This is a genomic window from Micromonospora sp. NPDC047467, from assembly GCF_040643095.1.
Lineage (GTDB): Bacteria > Actinomycetota > Actinomycetes > Mycobacteriales > Micromonosporaceae > Micromonospora.
In genome coordinates this window covers 493,927-510,290 of the sequence record NZ_JBEYTO010000003.1, presented here as the reverse complement: position 1 = coordinate 510,290, position 16,364 = coordinate 493,927, and the positions used below count along the sequence as shown (strand labels likewise).

Below are 16,364 nucleotides of genomic sequence, written 5' to 3'. Positions count from 1 at the left end.
CAGGTTCGCCGGCCCCGGTCGGCGGTGTCGACCCGCCGGACGGCGGGACAGCAGGGGAGGAACGGCATGCAGCGGTGGCGGGGGTACGACGCGGCACCCGGTGGTTGGGGGCGCTCGGTCGTCACCATCGGTGTCTTCGACGGCGTGCACAAGGGGCACCAGGCGACGATCGGGCACGCCGTGGCGCGGGCCCGGGAGTTGGGCGTGCAGTCGGTGGTCGTCACGTTCGACCCGCACCCGGCCGAGGTGGTCCGGCCCGGCTCCCACCCGGCGGTGCTCACCGAACCGGCCCGCAAGGCGGAGTTGGTCGAGGCGCTCGGCGTGGACGTGCTCTGCGTGGTGCCGTTCACCGCGGAGTTCTCCCGGCTGCCGGCCGAGCAGTTCGTGCACGACATCCTGGTCGAGCACCTGCACGCGGCGCTGGTGGTGGTGGGCAGCAACTTCCGTTTCGGGCACCGGGCGGCCGGCGACGTGGCACTGCTGGAGCGGCTGGGGCAGACCTTCGGCTTCGGGGTGGAGGGCGGCCCGCTGGTCGCCCAGGACGGCACGGTCTTCTCCTCCACGTACATCCGCTCCTGCGTCGACGCGGGTGACGTGGGCGCCGCGGCGGCCGCGCTGGGCCGCCCGCATCGGGTGGAGGGCGTGGTGGTGCGCGGCGACCAGCGCGGCCGGGTGCTGGGCTTCCCCACGGCGAACCTGCTCTGCCACCGGTACGCGGCGGTGCCCGCCGACGGGGTGTACGCCGCCCGGATGATCCGCCGAGGGCAGCACGAGCCGCTGATGGCGGCGGTGTCGGTGGGCACCAACCCGACCTTCTCCGGCCGGGAGCGGCGGGTGGAGGCGTACGCGCTGGACTTCGACGGCGACCTCTACGGTGAGCGGCTGGCGCTGGACTTCGTGGCACACCTGCGCGGTCAGGTCCGGTACGACTCGGTCGAACCGTTGATCGCCCAGATCGAACAGGACGTCGCACGCACTCGGCGCGCTCTGAGCTGATCGTCGCGGTGTTCGCGCCGCTCCTGCCGAGCCCTTCACCGGGCGCTTCCGCTGGTTGCTGGTAGTCTTGCCCGGACGTCGGGTGACCGGCGTGGGGCCTCGCGTGCCTGCACGACGCCGCGGGTGCGAGGTACCGGTCCGTTCCCGGTTCATCGGGACGACGGACACCTACTTGATCAACCCATCGAAACAGGGAGAACATGGCGCTCGACCAGGAAGCCAAGGCCAGCATCCGCGCGGAGTACGCGACCGCCGAGGGCGACACCGGTTCGCCGGAGGTCCAGGTCGCGGTCCTCACCAAGCGGATCGCCGAGCTGACCGAGCACCTGAAGGTGCACAAGCACGACCACCACAGCCGCCGTGGGCTGCTGCTGCTGGTCGGCCGTCGCCGTCGGCTGCTCAACTACGTCCAGAAGAAGGACATTGCCCGCTACCGGTCGCTCATCGAGCGGCTCGGCCTGCGCCGGTGACGTGACGGGGGAGTGGCCGACCGGCCGCTCCCCCGTACCGCGTCCCACCTGAACAAACACGGGCCGCGCGACCACCCGAGAGGGAGCCGGTCAGCGTACCGGTCTCCGGTAGTGGCCCCCGGGAACCCGGCATCATGCCGGCCACCCGGGCGCTTCGATCGAAGACCGGCCGGCTGAGCAGCTCCCCGATGTCGTGGGCCCACGACGCGAAGGAGCACGACAGCACATGACCGAGACCAAACTCGGCACCGAATCCCGCACCGCCGTGATCGACAACGGGTCCTTCGGCACCCGTGAGATCACCTTCTCCACCGGCCGGCTGGCTCGCCAGGCCGCCGGTTCCGTCATCGCCCAGCTGGGCGAGACGGTGGTTCTCTCCGCCACGACCGCCGGTAAGCACCCGAAGGAGCAGTTCGACTTCTTCCCGCTGACCGTCGACGTCGAGGAGCGGATGTACGCCGCGGGCCGCATCCCCGGCTCGTTCTTCCGCCGTGAGGGTCGGCCCAGCGAGGACGCGATCCTCACCTGCCGGCTGATCGACCGGCCGCTGCGCCCGTCCTTCGTCAAGGGCCTGCGCAACGAGGTCCAGGTCGTCGAGACCATCCTCGCGCTCGACCCGCAGCACCCGTACGACGTCGTGGCGATCAACGCCGCCTCGATGTCGACCAAGCTGTCCGGCCTGCCGTTCTCCGGCCCGATCGGTGCCACCCGGGTCGCGCACATCGACGGCCAGTGGGTCGCCTTCCCGACCCTGGAGGAGCTGGCTCGCGCCACCTTCGACATGGTCGTGGCGGGCCGCACGCTGGAGGACGGCGACGTCGCGATCATGATGGTCGAGGCCGAGGCCACGCCGAACGCCGTCGCCCTGATCTCGGCCGGTGCCACCGCCCCGACCGAGGAGGTCGTGGCCAGTGGCCTGGAAGCCGCGAAGCCGGCGATCCGTGAGCTGTGCCGCGCGCAGAGCGAGCTGGCCGAGGTCGCCGCCAAGCCGGTCACCGAGTTCCCGGTCTTCCTGGACTACCAGGACGACGTGTACGACGCCGTCTCCGAGCTGGCCCGCGGCGAGGTCGCCGAGGCGATCACCATCGCCGGCAAGGCCGACCGCGAGGAGGCCCTGGACCGGGTCAAGGCCCGGGTCGCCGAGGAGTTGGGCGCTCGGTTCGAGGGTCGGGAGAAGGAGCTCAGCGCCGCCTTCCGGTCGCTGACCAAGTCCGAGGTGCGCAACCGCGTGCTGCGCGAGCAGGTCCGCATGGACGGGCGTGGCCCGCGCGACATCCGGGCGCTGACCGCCGAGGTCGGCGTGCTGCCCCGGGTGCACGGCTCGGCGCTGTTCGAGCGGGGCGAGACCCAGATCCTGGGCGTCACCACGCTGAACATGCTCCGCATGGAGCAGATGGTGGACACGCTGTCCCCCGAGAACCGCAAGCGCTACATGCACAACTACAACTTCCCGCCGTACTCGACCGGTGAGACCGGCCGGGTCGGCTCGCCGAAGCGGCGCGAGATCGGCCACGGCGCGCTCGCCGAGCGGGCACTGATCCCGGTGCTGCCGTCGCGCGAGGAGTTCCCGTACGCCATCCGGCAGGTCTCCGAGGCGCTCGGCTCCAACGGCTCCACCTCGATGGGTTCGGTCTGCGCGTCGACGCTGGGCCTGCTCTCCGCGGGTGTGCCGCTGAAGGCGCCGGTCGCCGGCATCGCGATGGGGCTCATCTCCGACGAGGTGGACGGCAAGACCCAGTACGTGACGCTGACCGACATCCTCGGTGCCGAGGACGCGTTCGGTGACATGGACTTCAAGGTCGCCGGCACGCCGGAGTTCGTCACCGCGCTCCAGCTCGACACCAAGCTCAACGGCATCCCGTCGGACGTGCTGGCCGCCGCGCTGCAGCAGGCCAACGAGGCCCGGCAGATCATCCTCGGCGTGATGAAGGCGGCGATCGAGGCTCCGGCCGAGATGTCCGACTACGCGCCGCGGGTCACCACCGTCAAGATCCCGGTGGACAAGATCGGCATGGTGATCGGCCCGAAGGGGCAGACCATCAACGCGATCCAGGACGAGACCGGCGCCGAGATCTCCATCGAGGACGACGGCACGATCTACGTCGGCGCCACCAACGGCCCGTCGGCCCAGGCGGCCGTCGACCGGATCAACGGGATCGCCAACCCGACGCTGCCGAAGCAGGGCGAGCGGTTCCTCGGCACGGTGGTCAAGACCGCCGCGTTCGGCGCGTTCATCTCGCTGCTGCCGGGCCGCGACGGTCTGCTGCACATCTCCAAGGTGGGCGACGGCAAGCGGGTCGAGCGTGTTGAGGACTTCCTCAACGTCGGCGACCGGGTCGAGGTCGAGATCGCGGACATCGACGCCCGCGGCAAGATCTACCTGGACAAGGTCCGCCCGGAGGGTGCCGAGGCGCCGGCCGCTGGCGAGGCCGCCGGTGGCGACCGGCCGGCCAGCCGTGACCGGGGCGACCGTGGTCCGCGTGACCGGGGCGACCGCGAGCGTGGCGGCGACCGGGGCGGCCGTGGCCCGGAGCGCGGTGACCGTGGCGAGGGCGGCGGCAACGGCGGCGGCGAGGGTGGCGAGGGCGGCGAGCGTCCGCGCCGCCGGACCCGGCACAGCTGACCTCCGCACATCGCATCACCCACCCCTCGTCGAACCGGGAGCACCACGTGAGTCGGGCCTTCAGTGCGCCGTTTCCACCGGATCGACGGGGGGTGGCCCCGTCTCGGGACACCGGGGCGGGCCGCTCCGGCGGCACCGCCCGGGCGGTGACCCGGACGCTCAGCGACGACCCGCTGGGCGGCACGGTACGACGTACCGTGCTGCCCAGCGGCCTTCGTGTGCTCACCGAGGCGATTCCCGCGATGCGCAGCGTCTCCTTCGGGATCTGGGTGGCGGTGGGCTCGCGGGACGAGACCCGTCCCCAGGCCGGTGCCGCGCACTTCCTGGAGCACCTGCTCTTCAAGGGCACCCACAAGCGCACCGCGCTGGAGATCTCGTCGCAGATCGAGGCGGTGGGTGGCGAGACCAACGCCTTCACGACGAAGGAATACACCTGCTACTACGCCCGCGTGCTGGACGAGGACCTGCCGCTGGCGATCGACGTGATGTGCGACCTGGTCGCCGACTCGCTGCTGGAGCCGGCCGACGTGGAGACCGAGCGTGGCGTGATCCTGGAGGAGATCGCCATGCACGACGACGAGCCCGGTGACGAGGTGCACGACCTCTTCGCCCGCGCCGTCTACGGCGACCACCCGCTGGGCCGGCTGATCTCCGGCACCGAGGCGACCGTCACGCCGATGACCCGCCGGCAGATCCAGAGCTTCTACCGGGGGCGGTACACGGCGCCGCAGATCGTCATCGCCGCCGCCGGCAACCTCGACCACGCCACGGTGGTCAAGCTGGTCCGCCAGGCGATACGCGGCACCCCGCTGGACAGCGACCCGGCGGCCCCGGCGTCGCACCGCGCGGCCACCCCGACGGTACGCACCAAGCCGGCCACCACGCTTGTCGAGCCGAAGGAGACCGAGCAGGCGCACGTCATCCTCGGCTGCCCCGGCATCGACCGCATCGACGATCGGCGCTTCGCCCTCGGGGTGCTCAACAACGTGCTCGGCGGTGGCATGTCCAGCCGCCTGTTCCAGGAGATCCGCGAGCAGCGCGGCCTGGCGTACTCGGTCTACTCCTACGCCAGCCAGTACGCCGACAGTGGCCTGTTCGCCGTCTACGCCGGCTGCGCGCCGGGCAAGGTGGACGAGGTGCTCGCCCTGACCCGCGCCGAGTTGGCCCGGGTCGCCGCCGACGGGTTGACCGAGGCCGAGGTGGCCCGGGGCAAGGGGATGAGCAAGGGCTCGTTCGTGCTCGGCTTGGAGGACACCGGTTCCCGGATGAGCCGCCTGGCCAAGGGTGAGCTGCTCTACGGCGACCTGATGCCGGTGGACGAGCTGCTCCGTCGGGTCGACGAGGTCACCGTGGCGGACGTCAACGCGCTCGCCGCGGAACTGCTGAGCCGGCCGATGTCGCTGGCCGTGGTCGGCCCGTTCGGCAAGAGCGACTTCTCCGCCTGAGGGCTGTCGCCGTCGCGTGAGCGCGTGATGGCGCTGTCGGGCAGGCGTGCTCCCGGATGGTGGGTGTGGACCCCGTCCGGCGGGAGGCGCACGTCCCGATTGGTAGGTTGTGGCCCGTGACGGACGCGCAGGAGAGAAACCCGAACGAGCCGCTGCGAGTCGGTGTGCTCGGCGCTCGGGGCCGGATGGGCATCGAGGTCTGCAAGGCGGTCGACACCGCCGACGATCTTGACCTGGTGGCAGCGGTCGACCAGGGTGACGACCTGTCCGCGGTCTCGGCCGCCGGCGCCGAGGTGGTCGTCGACTTCACTACGCCCGACGTCGTCATGGACAACCTGCGGTGGTGTGTCGAGCACGGCATCAGTGCGGTGGTCGGCACCACCGGCTTCACCGAGCAGCGCCTGGAACAGGTACGCGGCTGGCTGGCCGGCAAGCCCGGCGTCAACGCCGTGATCGCACCCAACTTCGGCATCGGCGCGGTGCTGATGATGCAGTTCGCGGCGCGGGCCGCCCGGCACTTCGAGTCCGTCGAGATCATCGAGCAGCACCACCCGCGCAAGCTGGACGCGCCGAGTGGCACCGCCACGCACACCGCCCGGCAGATCGCCCAGGCCCGCGCCGAGGCCGGCCTCGGCCCGGTGCCGGACGCCACCCGGGACGAGGTGCCGGGCGCGCGGGGCGCCGACATCGACGGGGTACGCGTGCACGCCGTCCGTGCCACCGGCCTCGTCGCCCACCAGGAGGTGCTCTTCGGCACCACCGGCGAGACGCTGACCATCCGGCACGACTCGTACGACCGGGTGTCCTTCATGCCCGGTGTGCTGCTGGCCGTCCGCGCGGTGCGCAACCACCCCGGCCTCACCGTCGGCCTGGACGCCCTGCTCGACTGATCGCGCCCCGGTTACTGCTCCAGGACGGACAGGATGTTGCCGGCCGGGTCGGTGAACCAGGCGATCGCGGGCCCCTGCCCACGCATGATCCCCTTGTCGTCCTGCGGCATCCCGTCGTAGCGGGCGAAGCGCACCCCGCGCGTGGTCAGCTCGTCGACTGCCCGGTCCACGTCGTCGACCGGGAAGTTGAGCACCGTGTAGGTCGCTGGCGTGTGGTCGGCCTTCGGGTAGACCAGGGCCGGCGCCGAACTCATCGGTGGTGGTCAGGGCAGCCGGTCGGGCAGGCCGAAGCGGGCGAAGAGCGCCGGATCCAACATGGACGTGACCCGCGTGATCCGGCCGCCGGCGACCTCGATGAACTGAATGGCGAACGGTAGGTGCCCACCGGCCGGGTCGGGCCGGTACTGGGCGAACGCCGGCCCGCCGTTGGCCGACACCGACAGGAGCCGGGAGCCACGGCAGCCCGCCCCCGGGCCGACCATCCAGCGACCGATGTCGGCCGCGCCGCGCAGCCACATCCGGTACGGCGGCATGCTCTGGATGGCGTCGGCGCGCAGCAGACCCACGAGGGCGTCGATGTCGTAGCGCTCGAAGACCCGCACGTAGCGGGCCAGCAGATCGCGTTGCTCCTCGTCCAACACAGGCGTGCTCGCCGCGTCGGCCGTTGCCGCCCGATCGGCCAGCGTCGCGCGGGCACGTTGCAGCGCACTGTTGACGGCCGGCACGCTGCTGTCGAGCAGGCCGGCGACCTCGTCGGCGTGCCACCGCAGCACGTCGCGCAGGATCAGCACCACACGCTGGCGGGCCGGCAGGTGCTGGAGCGCGGCGACGAACGCCAACCGTACCGAATCCCGTAGCAGCGCCAGCTCCGCCGGATCCGCCGTCGGCAGCACCGCCGCGTCCGGTGCCGGCCCCACCCAGCCGGCCTCCGGATCACCCAGGGCCGCCGCCACCGGCGGTGACGGGTCGCCGAAGTCCGTCGGCAGGGCGCGCCGGTTGCGGCCGCGCAGATGGTCCAGGCAGACGTTCGTGGCGATGCGGTAGAGCCAGGTGCGCGGGCTGGACCGGCCGTCGAAGCCCTCCCACCCACGCCAGGCGCGCAGCAGGGTCTCCTGCACCGCGTCCTCGGCGTCGAACAGCGAGCCGAGCATCCGGTAGCAGTAGCCGGTCAGCTCGACCCGGTGCTCCTCCAGCCGGCCGTCGTCTGTCGGCGCCGTCACTGACGCGCTCGCTGCCCTCATGAGCCCGACCGTAGGCGAACGGTCCGACATCGGGCCGGTAGATCCGGCGGGCGCGCCGCGTCAGTCGGCGGGCTGGTCGTCCTCCCGCTCGGCCGGGACGCCGACGTGCAGGCGTACCTGCGGCACCAGCATGTCCTCGACGTCCAGCGCGCGGGCCGCGCCGTCGGCCTCCCACCCGGTGCTGGCGAGGAACTTGCGGGTCGCCTCGTCACCCTCGAACGCCCAGGCCACCGCCCGGCTCAGACCGTCCTCCCGCCACAGGTCGACGGAGGCGGCGAGCAGCCGGCTGCCGTGCCCACGTCGACCCCAGCGCGGCTCGACCAGCAGGTCGGTCACCGCCGCCACGTCCGGGCCCAGCGCCTCTTCCGGCTCGCCCGGAGCCAGCGCCTCGGCGTCGGCCGGGCCGGAGGCGGCGAAACCCACCAGATACGATTGCTCGGCCTGTTCGACGGCGACCAGCACCCGGTGCGCGGCCGAGGGCGGCTCCAGCACCGCGGCGCTCCACCGCCGGGCGAGGAACGCCTCGTCCAGGTTGTCGAGGACGTGCCGAGGCAGGATCCGACGGTACGCGACCCGCCAGGTCGCGAGTTGAATGCGTGCGATCTCGCCGGCGTCCTCGGGACGCGCCGGGCGGACGTACCCGAGAGCCATGGGACGGAAGCCTACGCAGGGCCAGGGAGGCGACGGTGGCGCAGGGTGCCAACAGGACGACCGCGCAGGTCGTGGGCGTGGTCGTGCTCGCCGCGGCGGTCACCGCGTTCCTCGCTGTGGCGGCCGTACGGCACGGCTTCTTCGACCTGAAGGTCTACTACGGCGCGTTGACCTGGTGGGTGCACGACGGCGGGGAAATCTACGACTACCTCAAACCGGGCACCCAGTACGGCTTCACCTACCCGCCGTTCGCCGCGCTGGTCATGCTGCCGATGGCGTACCTGCCGTGGACGGCCGCGATCGTGGTGAGCGTGCTGGCCAGCGTGGTCACCACGACGGTGCTGATCTGGTGGCTGGTCGACCCGATCGCCCGTCGGGCCGGGTGGACCCGCTGGTTCGCTCTGGCCGTGGCGCTCTGCCTGGCCGCCGCCTTCGAACCGATGCGGGAGACGGTCAACTTCGGCCAGGTCAACACCCTGCTGCTCTTCCTGGTGGCGGTGGACCTGCTGCGGCTGCTGCCGGCCGGCAACCGGTGGGCGGGTGTGGGCATCGGCGTGGCCACCGCGATCAAGCTGACCCCGGGCATCTTCATCGTCTATCTGCTGGTCACCGGGCGGTGGCGGGCCGCGCTGACCGCCAGCGGCGTGGCCGCCGGTGTCACCCTGCTGGCCGGGGCGCTCTTCCCGGACGCGTCGCGGGAGTTCTGGACCGAGGCGCTGTGGAACACCGGCCGGGTCGGCGAACTGGCCTTCGTCTCCAACCAGTCGCTGCGCGGGGTGGTCGCCCGGCTCGACCCGCAGCACCCGAGCACCCTGCTCTGGCTGCTGCTCGTGCTCGGCGCCCTGGCGCTCTGGGCCTGGCGGTCCCGGGCCGCCGTCGCGGCCGGCGACGAGGCGACCGGTCTGGCGCTGACCGGCGCGGTGATGTGCCTGGTCAGCCCCGTCACCTGGGTGCACCACCTGGTCTGGTTGCTGCCCGCGCTGATCCTGCTGGTCGACAACGCGATGGCCGCGCCGGCCGGCCGCCGTCGGCTGGTCCTGCTGGCCGCCGCGACCATCGGGTACGCGCTGCTGATCAGCCGTACCGTGTGGTTCTGGGAGAAGGACTTCACCGGCGTCGACGGCTTCCTGGGCAGCAACGCGTACGTCTGGATCAGCCTCGCGCTGCTGGCCTTCCTGCCGATCCGCCGGTGGCTGACCCCGCACGGGTCAGTCGTCGAGGCGTCCGGCGTACCGCAGCTCGGCCAACCCGACCGGCCCGCGCCCGCCGGCGAGCGGCACCTGATAGGTCGCCTGCTCACCGTCCGGTGACAATCCGGCCCGCTCGCAGAACCGGCGTGCCCGCACGTTGTCCGCCAGCACCCACAGCCGGTATCCGGTCCAGCCCTGCTCGCCGAGCCCGGCCTGGGCGGCGGCGAACAGCGCGGCGGCTGTCCCGTCACCCCAGAACGCCGGCTCGACGTAGAGCGCCAGCACCTCGCCGACGGCCGGGTCCAGGTCGTCCCGGTCCTGGTTGCGGCGGTACGGCCCGAACGTGGTGAAGCCGACGACCAGGCCGTCCACCTCGCCGAGCAGAGTGGTGAACGGGTGCTCCGGGTCGGCGGTGCCGACGTCACGGCGGCGCTGTGCCCAGGCCGCCACGTTGAGCCGTCCCAGCACCTCGTCCGGCATGAACCCGGCGTAACCCGCCTGCCAGCCGTGCACGTGCACCCGGGCGACCGCGTCGGCGTCGTCCGGCTCCTCGCGGCGGATCGTCAGCATTGCACCGTTCTATGCCCCGTGATGGTCGGAGTCCAGCTTCCCGCACCGGCGTCGTACCCATGATTTAAGGTCGCCGACGATGACCGCACCGGAATCACTCTCGCTCGCCCAGGCCCGGCGGGTGGCTCTCGCCGCCCAGGGCTTCGCCGACCCGGCACCGGCCGGCGTGCCCACCCGCCGGCACCTGCGCCGGGTCCTCGACCGGGTCGGGCTGATCCAGATGGACTCGGTAAACGTGCTGCAACGCGCGCACTACCTGCCGCTCTACAGCCGGCTCGGCCCGTACCCGACCACGCTGCTCGACCAGGCCGCCTACCGCCGACCCCGCGAGCTGTTCGAATACTGGGGCCATGAGGCGTCGCTGGTCCCGGTCGGGCTGCACCCGCTGCTGCGCTGGCGCATGGCCCGCGCGCACAGCGAGTCCTGGGGCGGCATGCGGCGCATCGCCGAGGAGCAGCCGGAGCTGGTCGCCTGGGTGCGCGACGAGGTGGCTGCCCGTGGTCCCTTGACCGCGGCCGAGATCGAGCACGACGCGCCCCGGGAGACCGGCAACTGGGGGTGGAACTGGTCGGCGGTGAAGCGGGCGCTGGAGTTCCTGTTCTGGGCCGGCGAGGTGACGGCCGCCGAGCGCAGCACCTCCTTCGCCCGCCGCTACGACCTGCCCGAGCGGGTGCTCCCGCCGGCCGTGCTGGCCGAGCCCACCCCGACCGACGCCGAGGCGTACCGCAGCCTGGTGGCCCTCGCCGCGCGGTCGCTCGGGGTGGCCGCCGAGCCGGAGCTGCGCGACTACTTCCGACTGCCGCTGGCCGGTGCCCGCCAGGCCATCGCGGAGCTGGTCGAGGCCGGTGAGCTGGTGCCGGTCAGCGTGGCGGGCTGGCGCCAGCCCGCCTGGCTGCACGCGTCCGCCCGACTGCCCCGGTGGGTTCGAGTCAACACGCTGGTCAGCCCGTTCGACCCGCTGATCTGGGAGCGGGCCCGCACCGAACGGCTCTTCGACTTCACCTACCGCATCGAGATCTACGTGCCGGCGCCGCAGCGGGTTTACGGCTACTACGTGCTGCCGTTTCTGCAGGGCGACAGGTTCACCGCCCGGGTCGACCTGAAGGCCGACCGCAAGGCCGGGGTGCTGCTGGTGCCGGCCGCGTGGGTCGAGCCCGGGGCCGACCCGGGGGAGACCGCCGTCGCCCTCGCGGCCGAGCTGTACCGGCTCGCCGGCTGGCTGGGGCTGAGCGCGGTGGCACCGCCCATTGCCGGTGACCTGGCCGGCCCGCTCACCGCCGCGTTGGCCGGCGTGTCCGGTGTACCGTGAGCGCGTGACGAGCGCTCCCGGACCGGTCGACCAGCCGACGCCCGCCCCCGGGGCGGTCCGCACGGTGCCGGCAGAAGCTGACGCTGCCGGTGGAACTGGTCCTGCCGGGTGGCCGGCGAGCCCGCCGGCTGGCTACGGCTACCCAGCCCCGGAGCCGGACCGGCTGACCCGGTTCGTGTTGCGGCTCTACGAGCGTTCGCCACGCTGGGCGGTGCCGTTGGCCGCGGTCGGCTGCGTCGCCGCCGGCATGGGTTACGCGCTGCTGAGCAACCCGACCCACGCCGACCCGGATGCTGCGCCGACCTGCCTGCTCAAGCTGACCACCGGGCTGGACTGTCCGGGCTGCGGCGGCACCCGCGCCCTCTGGTACGTGCTGCACGGCGACCTGCCGGCCGCTGCCCGGCACCACTTCCTGTTCGTCTTCGCGGTTCCGTTCCTGGCGTACCTCTTCGTCGCCTGGGCGGGCAACCAGGCGTTCGGCTGGAGGCTGCCCGAGCTGCGGATCAGCTCCAAGGTCATCGGTGGTTTCCTGGCCGCGTGGCTCGCCTTCTCGGTGCTGCGCAACCTGCCCTGGGCGCCGTTCACCTCGTTCTACGTCTGAGCCCTACCTCTGAGCGCTCCGCCCGCCCGACGCGGTGGTCTGTCGGTGCACGTCGGCCTGTCGATTTGCGGCGGCCTGTCGGTTCGCGGCGGCCTGTCGGTTCGCGGCGCTGGCGGTTCACGCGTCGTCGGTTCGCGGCTGCCGGCCCGGCCGGCAGGTGTTGCTCGCGCCCTTTGGAGCTGAACCGTTTAGGACATCGCCTGTTTCCTCCGGCCGTCACTGCCGACCAGCTGTCCAATTTCTCGCCCGCAGCCCGCAGCCCGCAGCCCGCAGCCCGCAGCCCGCCGCCCGCCCGGACCCCGCGCTGCTGTCGCGGACCCGCGCGGAGACTGCTCGTCCGCGCAGGGATGGCTGATGTCGTAGACGATTCAGCTCCAAAGGACGCGGCCAGTAGTGGCCGCCCTGGCCGCGATGCTTCGGCGGTGGAGTTCCGGGCCGTGGTGCCGGGGCCGCGACGCCTTCGCCGCGATGCCTCGGCGGTGGGGTTCCGGGCGGTGATGCGGGGCGGCGATGCCTTCGCCGTGATGCCGCGGCGGTGGGGTTGCGGGCCGTGGTGCCGGGGCGGCGGTGCCTTCGCCGTGATGCCTTGGTGGTGGGTTGCGGGCCGTGGTGCCTTCGCCGCGATGCCCCGGCGGTGAGGTCCCGGGTCACGGGCGGCCCCGCCGCGACCTCCTGGCCGCGACCTCCTGGCCGCGACCTCCTGGCCGCGACCTCCTGGCCGCGACCTCCTGGCCGCGACCTCCTGGCCGCGACTCCCTGGCCACGATGCACCAGTCGCGCCCCCGGGTTTCGGCTCCGAGGCCGCCTGAGTGATCGACATTGCACGGGGTGAGTCTGAGTTGGGCCGAGGGGTGGCGCGCCACTACAGTGCCAGGAATGCCGGAGATGGTGCAGCCCCAGGTCAAGTTGATCGCGTGGACCCAGTTCGCGGCCCCGGACGACGTGCCGTGGTCGACCGATGCCGAGGGCGGTCAGGCGCTCGCCGAGTTCGCCGGTCGGGCGTGTTACCAGTCCTGGAAGAAGCCGAACCCGGCGACCGCCACCAACGCCGGTTATCTCGCGCACATCCTTGAGGTCGGCCACCTCAGCGTGCTGGAGCACGGCTCGGTGACCTTCTACTTCACCGGGGTGTCCCGCTCCTTCACCCACGAGCTGATCCGGCACCGGCACTTCTCGTACTCCCAGCTGTCCCAGCGCTACGTCCCGGAGCGGGACGCGGCCATGGTCGAGCCGGCGGTGATCGCCGACGACCCGGAGCTGCACAAGAAGTTCACCGAGGCCGCCGAGGCGAGCGTGCGGGCGTACACCGAGCTGTTGGAGGGCCTGGAGAAGCGGTTCTCCGACGAGCCGAACCCGACGCTGCGCCGCAAGCAGGCCCGGCAGGCGGCCCGCGCGGTGCTGCCCAACGCCACCGAGACCCGGATCGTGGTCAGTGGCAACTACCGGGCGTGGCGGCACTTCGTCGCGATGCGTGCCACCGAGCACGCCGACGTGGAGATCCGTGAGCTGGCCGTGGAGTGCCTGCGCCAGCTGCAGGGGGTCGCCCCGAACGTCTTCGCCGACTTCGTGATCTCCACGCTGGCGGACGGGACCGAGGTGGCGGCCAGCCCTCACGAGGCATCCTGAGCCCTTCCCCGGCTGGCCCCGGCCGGTCGTCCGCTAGGTTGGAGGGTATGACGCACGACCACCCCGACACCGGCGCCCGAGCGGTGTCCCGCCCCTTCGGGCGGTTGCTCACGGCCATGGTGAGCCCGTTCACCCCCGACGGCTCGCTCGACCTCGACGGCGCCGCCAGGCTGGCGACTCACCTGGTCGACGAGCAGGGCAACGACGCGCTGGTCATCAACGGCACCACCGGTGAGTCACCGACCACCACCGACGCGGAGAAGGAACGCCTGATCCGGGCCGTGGTGGAGGCCGTCGGTGACCGCGCCAAAGTGGTCGCCGGGGTCGGCACCAACGACACCCGGCACACCATCGAGCTGGCCGCCACCGCCGAGAAGGCGGGCGCGCACGGTCTGCTGGTGGTCACCCCGTACTACAACAAGCCGCCGCAGAGCGGGCTGCTGCGGCACTTCACCGCGGTGGCCGACGCCACCGGCCTGCCGGTGATGCTGTACGACATCCCGCACCGCTCCGGCGTGCCGATCGACACCGAGACGCTGGTCCGGCTCGCCGAGCACGGCCGGATCGTCGCGGTCAAGGACGCCAAGGGCGACCTGACCGCCACCAGCTGGGTGACCAGCCGGAGCTCCCTCGCCTTCTACAGCGGTGAGGACGCGCTCACCCTGCCGGCGCTGGCCGTCGGCAGCGTGGGCCTGGTCGGCACCTCGACGCACTTCACCGGGGCGCTGACCGCACAGATGATCGAGGCGTACGACGCGGGGGACATGCCGGCCGCGCTTGCCCTGCACCGGCGGCTGCTGCCGCTGTTCACCGGCATCTTCCGTACCCAGGGCACCATCCTGGTGAAGGCGGGCCTGGCGTCGCTGGGCCTGCCGGCCGGCCCGGTGCGACCCCCGCTGGTGGACGCCACCAACGACGAGATCGCCCAGCTGCGCGCGGACTTCGCGGCAGCGGGCCTGGAGCTGCCCGAATGATCGAACGACACGATGGGCGCCGAGTGATGGCGTCGCAGAATGAGGTGGACGCGTGACCGAGGCGCACATCGAGGCGGAACTGCCCCCGCCGCTGCCGGAAGGGGGCCTGCGGATCATCCCGCTCGGCGGGCTCGGCGCCATCGGTCGGAACATGACCGTCTTCGAATACGACGGCAAGCTGCTGATCGTCGACTGTGGGGTGCTCTTCCCCGACGTCGAACAGCCGGGCGTGGACCTGATCCTGCCCGACTTCGGGCCGATTCTCGACCGGCTGGCCGACGTCCAGGCGATCGTGCTGACCCACGGCCACGAGGACCACATCGGCGCGGTGCCGTACCTGCTCGCCCACAAGCCCGACATTCCGCTGGTCGGCTCACAGTTCACCCTCGCCCTGGTCGAGGCGAAGCTGGCCGAGCGGCGCATCCAGCCCTACACGTTGACCGTGCGGGAGGGCGGCCGGGAGCGGCTCGGCCCGTTCGAGTGCGAGTTCTTCGCCGTCAACCACTCGATTCCGGACGCGCTCGCCGTGGCCATCCGTACCCCGGCGGGCCTGGTGCTGCACACCGGCGACTTCAAGATGGACCAGCTTCCGCTGGACGGCCGGATCACCGACCTGGCGGGCTTCGCGCGGCTCGGCGCCGAGGGCGTCGACCTGCTGCTGTCCGACTCCACGAACGCGGAGATCCCCGGCTTCGTCACCCCGGAGCGGGAGATCGGGCCGGTGCTCGACTCGATCTTCGCGAAGGCCAAGGGCCGGATCATCGTGGCCTCGTTCGCCTCGCACGTGCACCGGGTGCAGCAGGTCTTCGACTCCGCCGCGGAGCACGGCCGCAAGGTCGCGCTGATCGGCCGGTCGATGGTCCGCAACATGGGCATCGCCCGGGACCTGGGCCTGCTCAACATCCCGGCCGGCCTGGTCATCGGGATCGACGAGGCGACCACGCTGCCCCCCGACCAGATCGTGCTCATGTCCACCGGTTCGCAGGGCGAGCCGATGAGCGCGTTGGGCCGGATGGCCAGCGGCGACCACCGGCACATCACGATCGCCCCCGGCGACACGGTGGTGTTGGCCTCGTCGCTGGTGCCGGGCAACGAAACCTCGGTCTACCGGGTGATCAACCGGCTCGCCCGGGCCGGTGCGGTGGTCGTGCACAAGGACGTGGCGAAGGTGCACGTCTCCGGGCACGCCCCCGCCGGAGAGCTGCTCTACCTGCTCAACGTGGTCCGGCCCAGCAACCTGATGCCGGTGCACGGCGAGTGGCGTCACCTGCGGGCCCACGCCCGGCTCGGCATCGAGTCCGGGGTCGCCGCCGACCGGGTGGTGATCTGCGAGGACGGCGACGTGGTCGACCTGGTCGAGGGCCGCGCCAGCCTGGTGGGGCACGTCAAGAGCAAGTACGTCTACGTCGATGGCCTCGCCGTCGGCGACGTCAGCGAGTCGTTGCTCACCGAGCGGCGGATCCTCGGTGACGGCGGTTTCATCGCCACCACCGTGGTCGTCGACTCGGTCACCGGCAAGGTGGTCGCCGGCCCGACGCTGTCCGCGAAGGGCTTCTCCGAGGACCCGGAGGCGTTCAACCCGGTGGTTCCGCTGGTCACCGAGGCGCTCAACCGGGCCGCCGCCGACGGCATCACCGACCCGCACCAGCTCCAGCAGATCGTCCGGCGGACCGTGGGGCGGTGGGTCAACGACAAGTACCGGCGTCGGCCCATGATCGTGCCCACCGTCGTCGAGGTCTGAGCAACGTCGCGCTGACGCCGGTCCACCCTGTTCGGGG

General features: G+C 72.1%; 15 protein-coding genes. 11 read left to right on the top strand and 4 right to left on the bottom strand.

What is annotated here, in order from left to right:
• Positions 1 to 66 precede the first annotated feature (66 nt).
• From ABZ780_RS11030 to dapB, 5 genes are all read left to right on the top strand, one after another.
• The gene (locus tag ABZ780_RS11030) at positions 67 to 996 is read left to right on the top strand and encodes a bifunctional riboflavin kinase/FAD synthetase (RefSeq protein ID WP_357012112.1); all 930 of its coding nucleotides are present in this window, start codon (positions 67 to 69) and stop codon (positions 994 to 996) included.
• 200 nt (positions 997 to 1,196) lie between these two features.
• Positions 1,197 to 1,466: a 30S ribosomal protein S15 gene (gene rpsO / locus ABZ780_RS11025; RefSeq protein ID WP_030337594.1), complete on the top strand. Its 270-nt coding sequence runs from the start codon at positions 1,197 to 1,199 to the stop codon at positions 1,464 to 1,466.
• 226 nt (positions 1,467 to 1,692) lie between these two features.
• Positions 1,693 to 4,089: a polyribonucleotide nucleotidyltransferase gene (locus ABZ780_RS11020; RefSeq protein WP_357012115.1), complete on the top strand. Its 2,397-nt coding sequence runs from the start codon at positions 1,693 to 1,695 to the stop codon at positions 4,087 to 4,089.
• Positions 4,090 to 4,136: 47 nt separating this feature from the next.
• On the top strand, positions 4,137 to 5,534 hold the full coding sequence (locus ABZ780_RS11015) for a pitrilysin family protein (RefSeq protein ID WP_357485646.1): 1,398 nt from the start codon (positions 4,137 to 4,139) through the stop codon (positions 5,532 to 5,534).
• Between the two features lie 116 nt (positions 5,535 to 5,650).
• Complete coding sequence (gene dapB, locus ABZ780_RS11010) at positions 5,651 to 6,424, top strand: 4-hydroxy-tetrahydrodipicolinate reductase (protein ID WP_357485645.1); 774 nt, start codon at positions 5,651 to 5,653, stop codon at positions 6,422 to 6,424.
• Between the two features lie 11 nt (positions 6,425 to 6,435).
• On the opposite strand, the gene ABZ780_RS11005 is transcribed toward dapB, so the two are convergent.
• The 3 genes from ABZ780_RS11005 to ABZ780_RS10995 are packed head-to-tail and all read right to left on the bottom strand — an operon-like array spanning position 6,436 to position 8,316.
• Complete coding sequence (locus ABZ780_RS11005) at positions 6,436 to 6,678, bottom strand: hypothetical protein (protein ID WP_357485644.1); 243 nt, start codon at positions 6,676 to 6,678, stop codon at positions 6,436 to 6,438.
• Between the two features lie 9 nt (positions 6,679 to 6,687).
• Positions 6,688 to 7,665, bottom strand: a complete 978-nt coding sequence (locus ABZ780_RS11000; protein WP_357485642.1) for a sigma-70 family RNA polymerase sigma factor — start codon at positions 7,663 to 7,665, stop codon at positions 6,688 to 6,690.
• 60 nt (positions 7,666 to 7,725) lie between these two features.
• Positions 7,726 to 8,316, bottom strand: coding sequence for a GNAT family N-acetyltransferase (locus ABZ780_RS10995; protein ID WP_357012127.1), 591 nt, complete (start codon positions 8,314 to 8,316; stop codon positions 7,726 to 7,728).
• 35 nt (positions 8,317 to 8,351) lie between these two features.
• On the opposite strand from ABZ780_RS10995, the gene ABZ780_RS10990 reads away from it, so the two are divergent.
• Positions 8,352 to 9,626: a glycosyltransferase 87 family protein gene (locus ABZ780_RS10990; protein WP_357485641.1), complete on the top strand. Its 1,275-nt coding sequence runs from the start codon at positions 8,352 to 8,354 to the stop codon at positions 9,624 to 9,626.
• Here the strand turns inward: ABZ780_RS10990 and ABZ780_RS10985 are convergent.
• Positions 9,525 to 10,076: a GNAT family N-acetyltransferase gene (locus ABZ780_RS10985; RefSeq protein ID WP_357485639.1), complete on the bottom strand. Its 552-nt coding sequence runs from the start codon at positions 10,074 to 10,076 to the stop codon at positions 9,525 to 9,527. The genes ABZ780_RS10990 and ABZ780_RS10985 overlap by 102 nt on opposite strands.
• A gap of 79 nt (positions 10,077 to 10,155) precedes the next feature.
• Between ABZ780_RS10985 and ABZ780_RS10980 the strand changes: the two genes are divergently transcribed.
• The 5 genes from ABZ780_RS10980 to ABZ780_RS10960 all read left to right on the top strand — a co-directional run bounded on the left by ABZ780_RS10980 (position 10,156) and on the right by ABZ780_RS10960 (position 16,327).
• Complete coding sequence (locus ABZ780_RS10980; RefSeq protein ID WP_357485638.1) at positions 10,156 to 11,385, top strand: crosslink repair DNA glycosylase YcaQ family protein; 1,230 nt, start codon at positions 10,156 to 10,158, stop codon at positions 11,383 to 11,385.
• Positions 11,386 to 11,449: 64 nt separating this feature from the next.
• On the top strand, positions 11,450 to 11,986 hold the full coding sequence (locus ABZ780_RS10975) for a DUF2752 domain-containing protein (protein WP_357012420.1): 537 nt from the start codon (positions 11,450 to 11,452) through the stop codon (positions 11,984 to 11,986).
• A gap of 885 nt (positions 11,987 to 12,871) precedes the next feature.
• A complete protein-coding gene (gene thyX / locus ABZ780_RS10970; RefSeq protein ID WP_357012421.1) occupies positions 12,872 to 13,612 on the top strand; it encodes an FAD-dependent thymidylate synthase in 741 nt (246 codons plus the stop codon).
• A gap of 47 nt (positions 13,613 to 13,659) precedes the next feature.
• The gene (gene dapA / locus ABZ780_RS10965) at positions 13,660 to 14,586 is read left to right on the top strand and encodes a 4-hydroxy-tetrahydrodipicolinate synthase (RefSeq protein ID WP_357012136.1); all 927 of its coding nucleotides are present in this window, start codon (positions 13,660 to 13,662) and stop codon (positions 14,584 to 14,586) included.
• A gap of 52 nt (positions 14,587 to 14,638) precedes the next feature.
• Positions 14,639 to 16,327, top strand: coding sequence for a ribonuclease J (locus ABZ780_RS10960; RefSeq protein ID WP_357012139.1), 1,689 nt, complete (start codon positions 14,639 to 14,641; stop codon positions 16,325 to 16,327).
• Positions 16,328 to 16,364 lie beyond the last annotated feature (37 nt).

Coding starts and splice junctions, on each gene's coding strand:
- ABZ780_RS11030 (WP_357012112.1), top strand. CDS start 67: ATGCAGCGGTGGCGGGGGTACGACGCGGCACCCGGTGGTTGGGGGCGC.
- rpsO (WP_030337594.1), top strand. CDS start 1,197: ATGGCGCTCGACCAGGAAGCCAAGGCCAGCATCCGCGCGGAGTACGCG.
- ABZ780_RS11020 (WP_357012115.1), top strand. CDS start 1,693: ATGACCGAGACCAAACTCGGCACCGAATCCCGCACCGCCGTGATCGAC.
- ABZ780_RS11005 (WP_357485644.1), bottom strand. CDS start 6,678: ATGAGTTCGGCGCCGGCCCTGGTCTACCCGAAGGCCGACCACACGCCA.
- ABZ780_RS11000 (WP_357485642.1), bottom strand. CDS start 7,665: ATGAGGGCAGCGAGCGCGTCAGTGACGGCGCCGACAGACGACGGCCGG.
- ABZ780_RS10995 (WP_357012127.1), bottom strand. CDS start 8,316: ATGGCTCTCGGGTACGTCCGCCCGGCGCGTCCCGAGGACGCCGGCGAG.
- ABZ780_RS10985 (WP_357485639.1), bottom strand. CDS start 10,076: ATGCTGACGATCCGCCGCGAGGAGCCGGACGACGCCGACGCGGTCGCC.
- ABZ780_RS10980 (WP_357485638.1), top strand. CDS start 10,156: ATGACCGCACCGGAATCACTCTCGCTCGCCCAGGCCCGGCGGGTGGCT.
- thyX (WP_357012421.1), top strand. CDS start 12,872: ATGGTGCAGCCCCAGGTCAAGTTGATCGCGTGGACCCAGTTCGCGGCC.
- dapA (WP_357012136.1), top strand. CDS start 13,660: ATGACGCACGACCACCCCGACACCGGCGCCCGAGCGGTGTCCCGCCCC.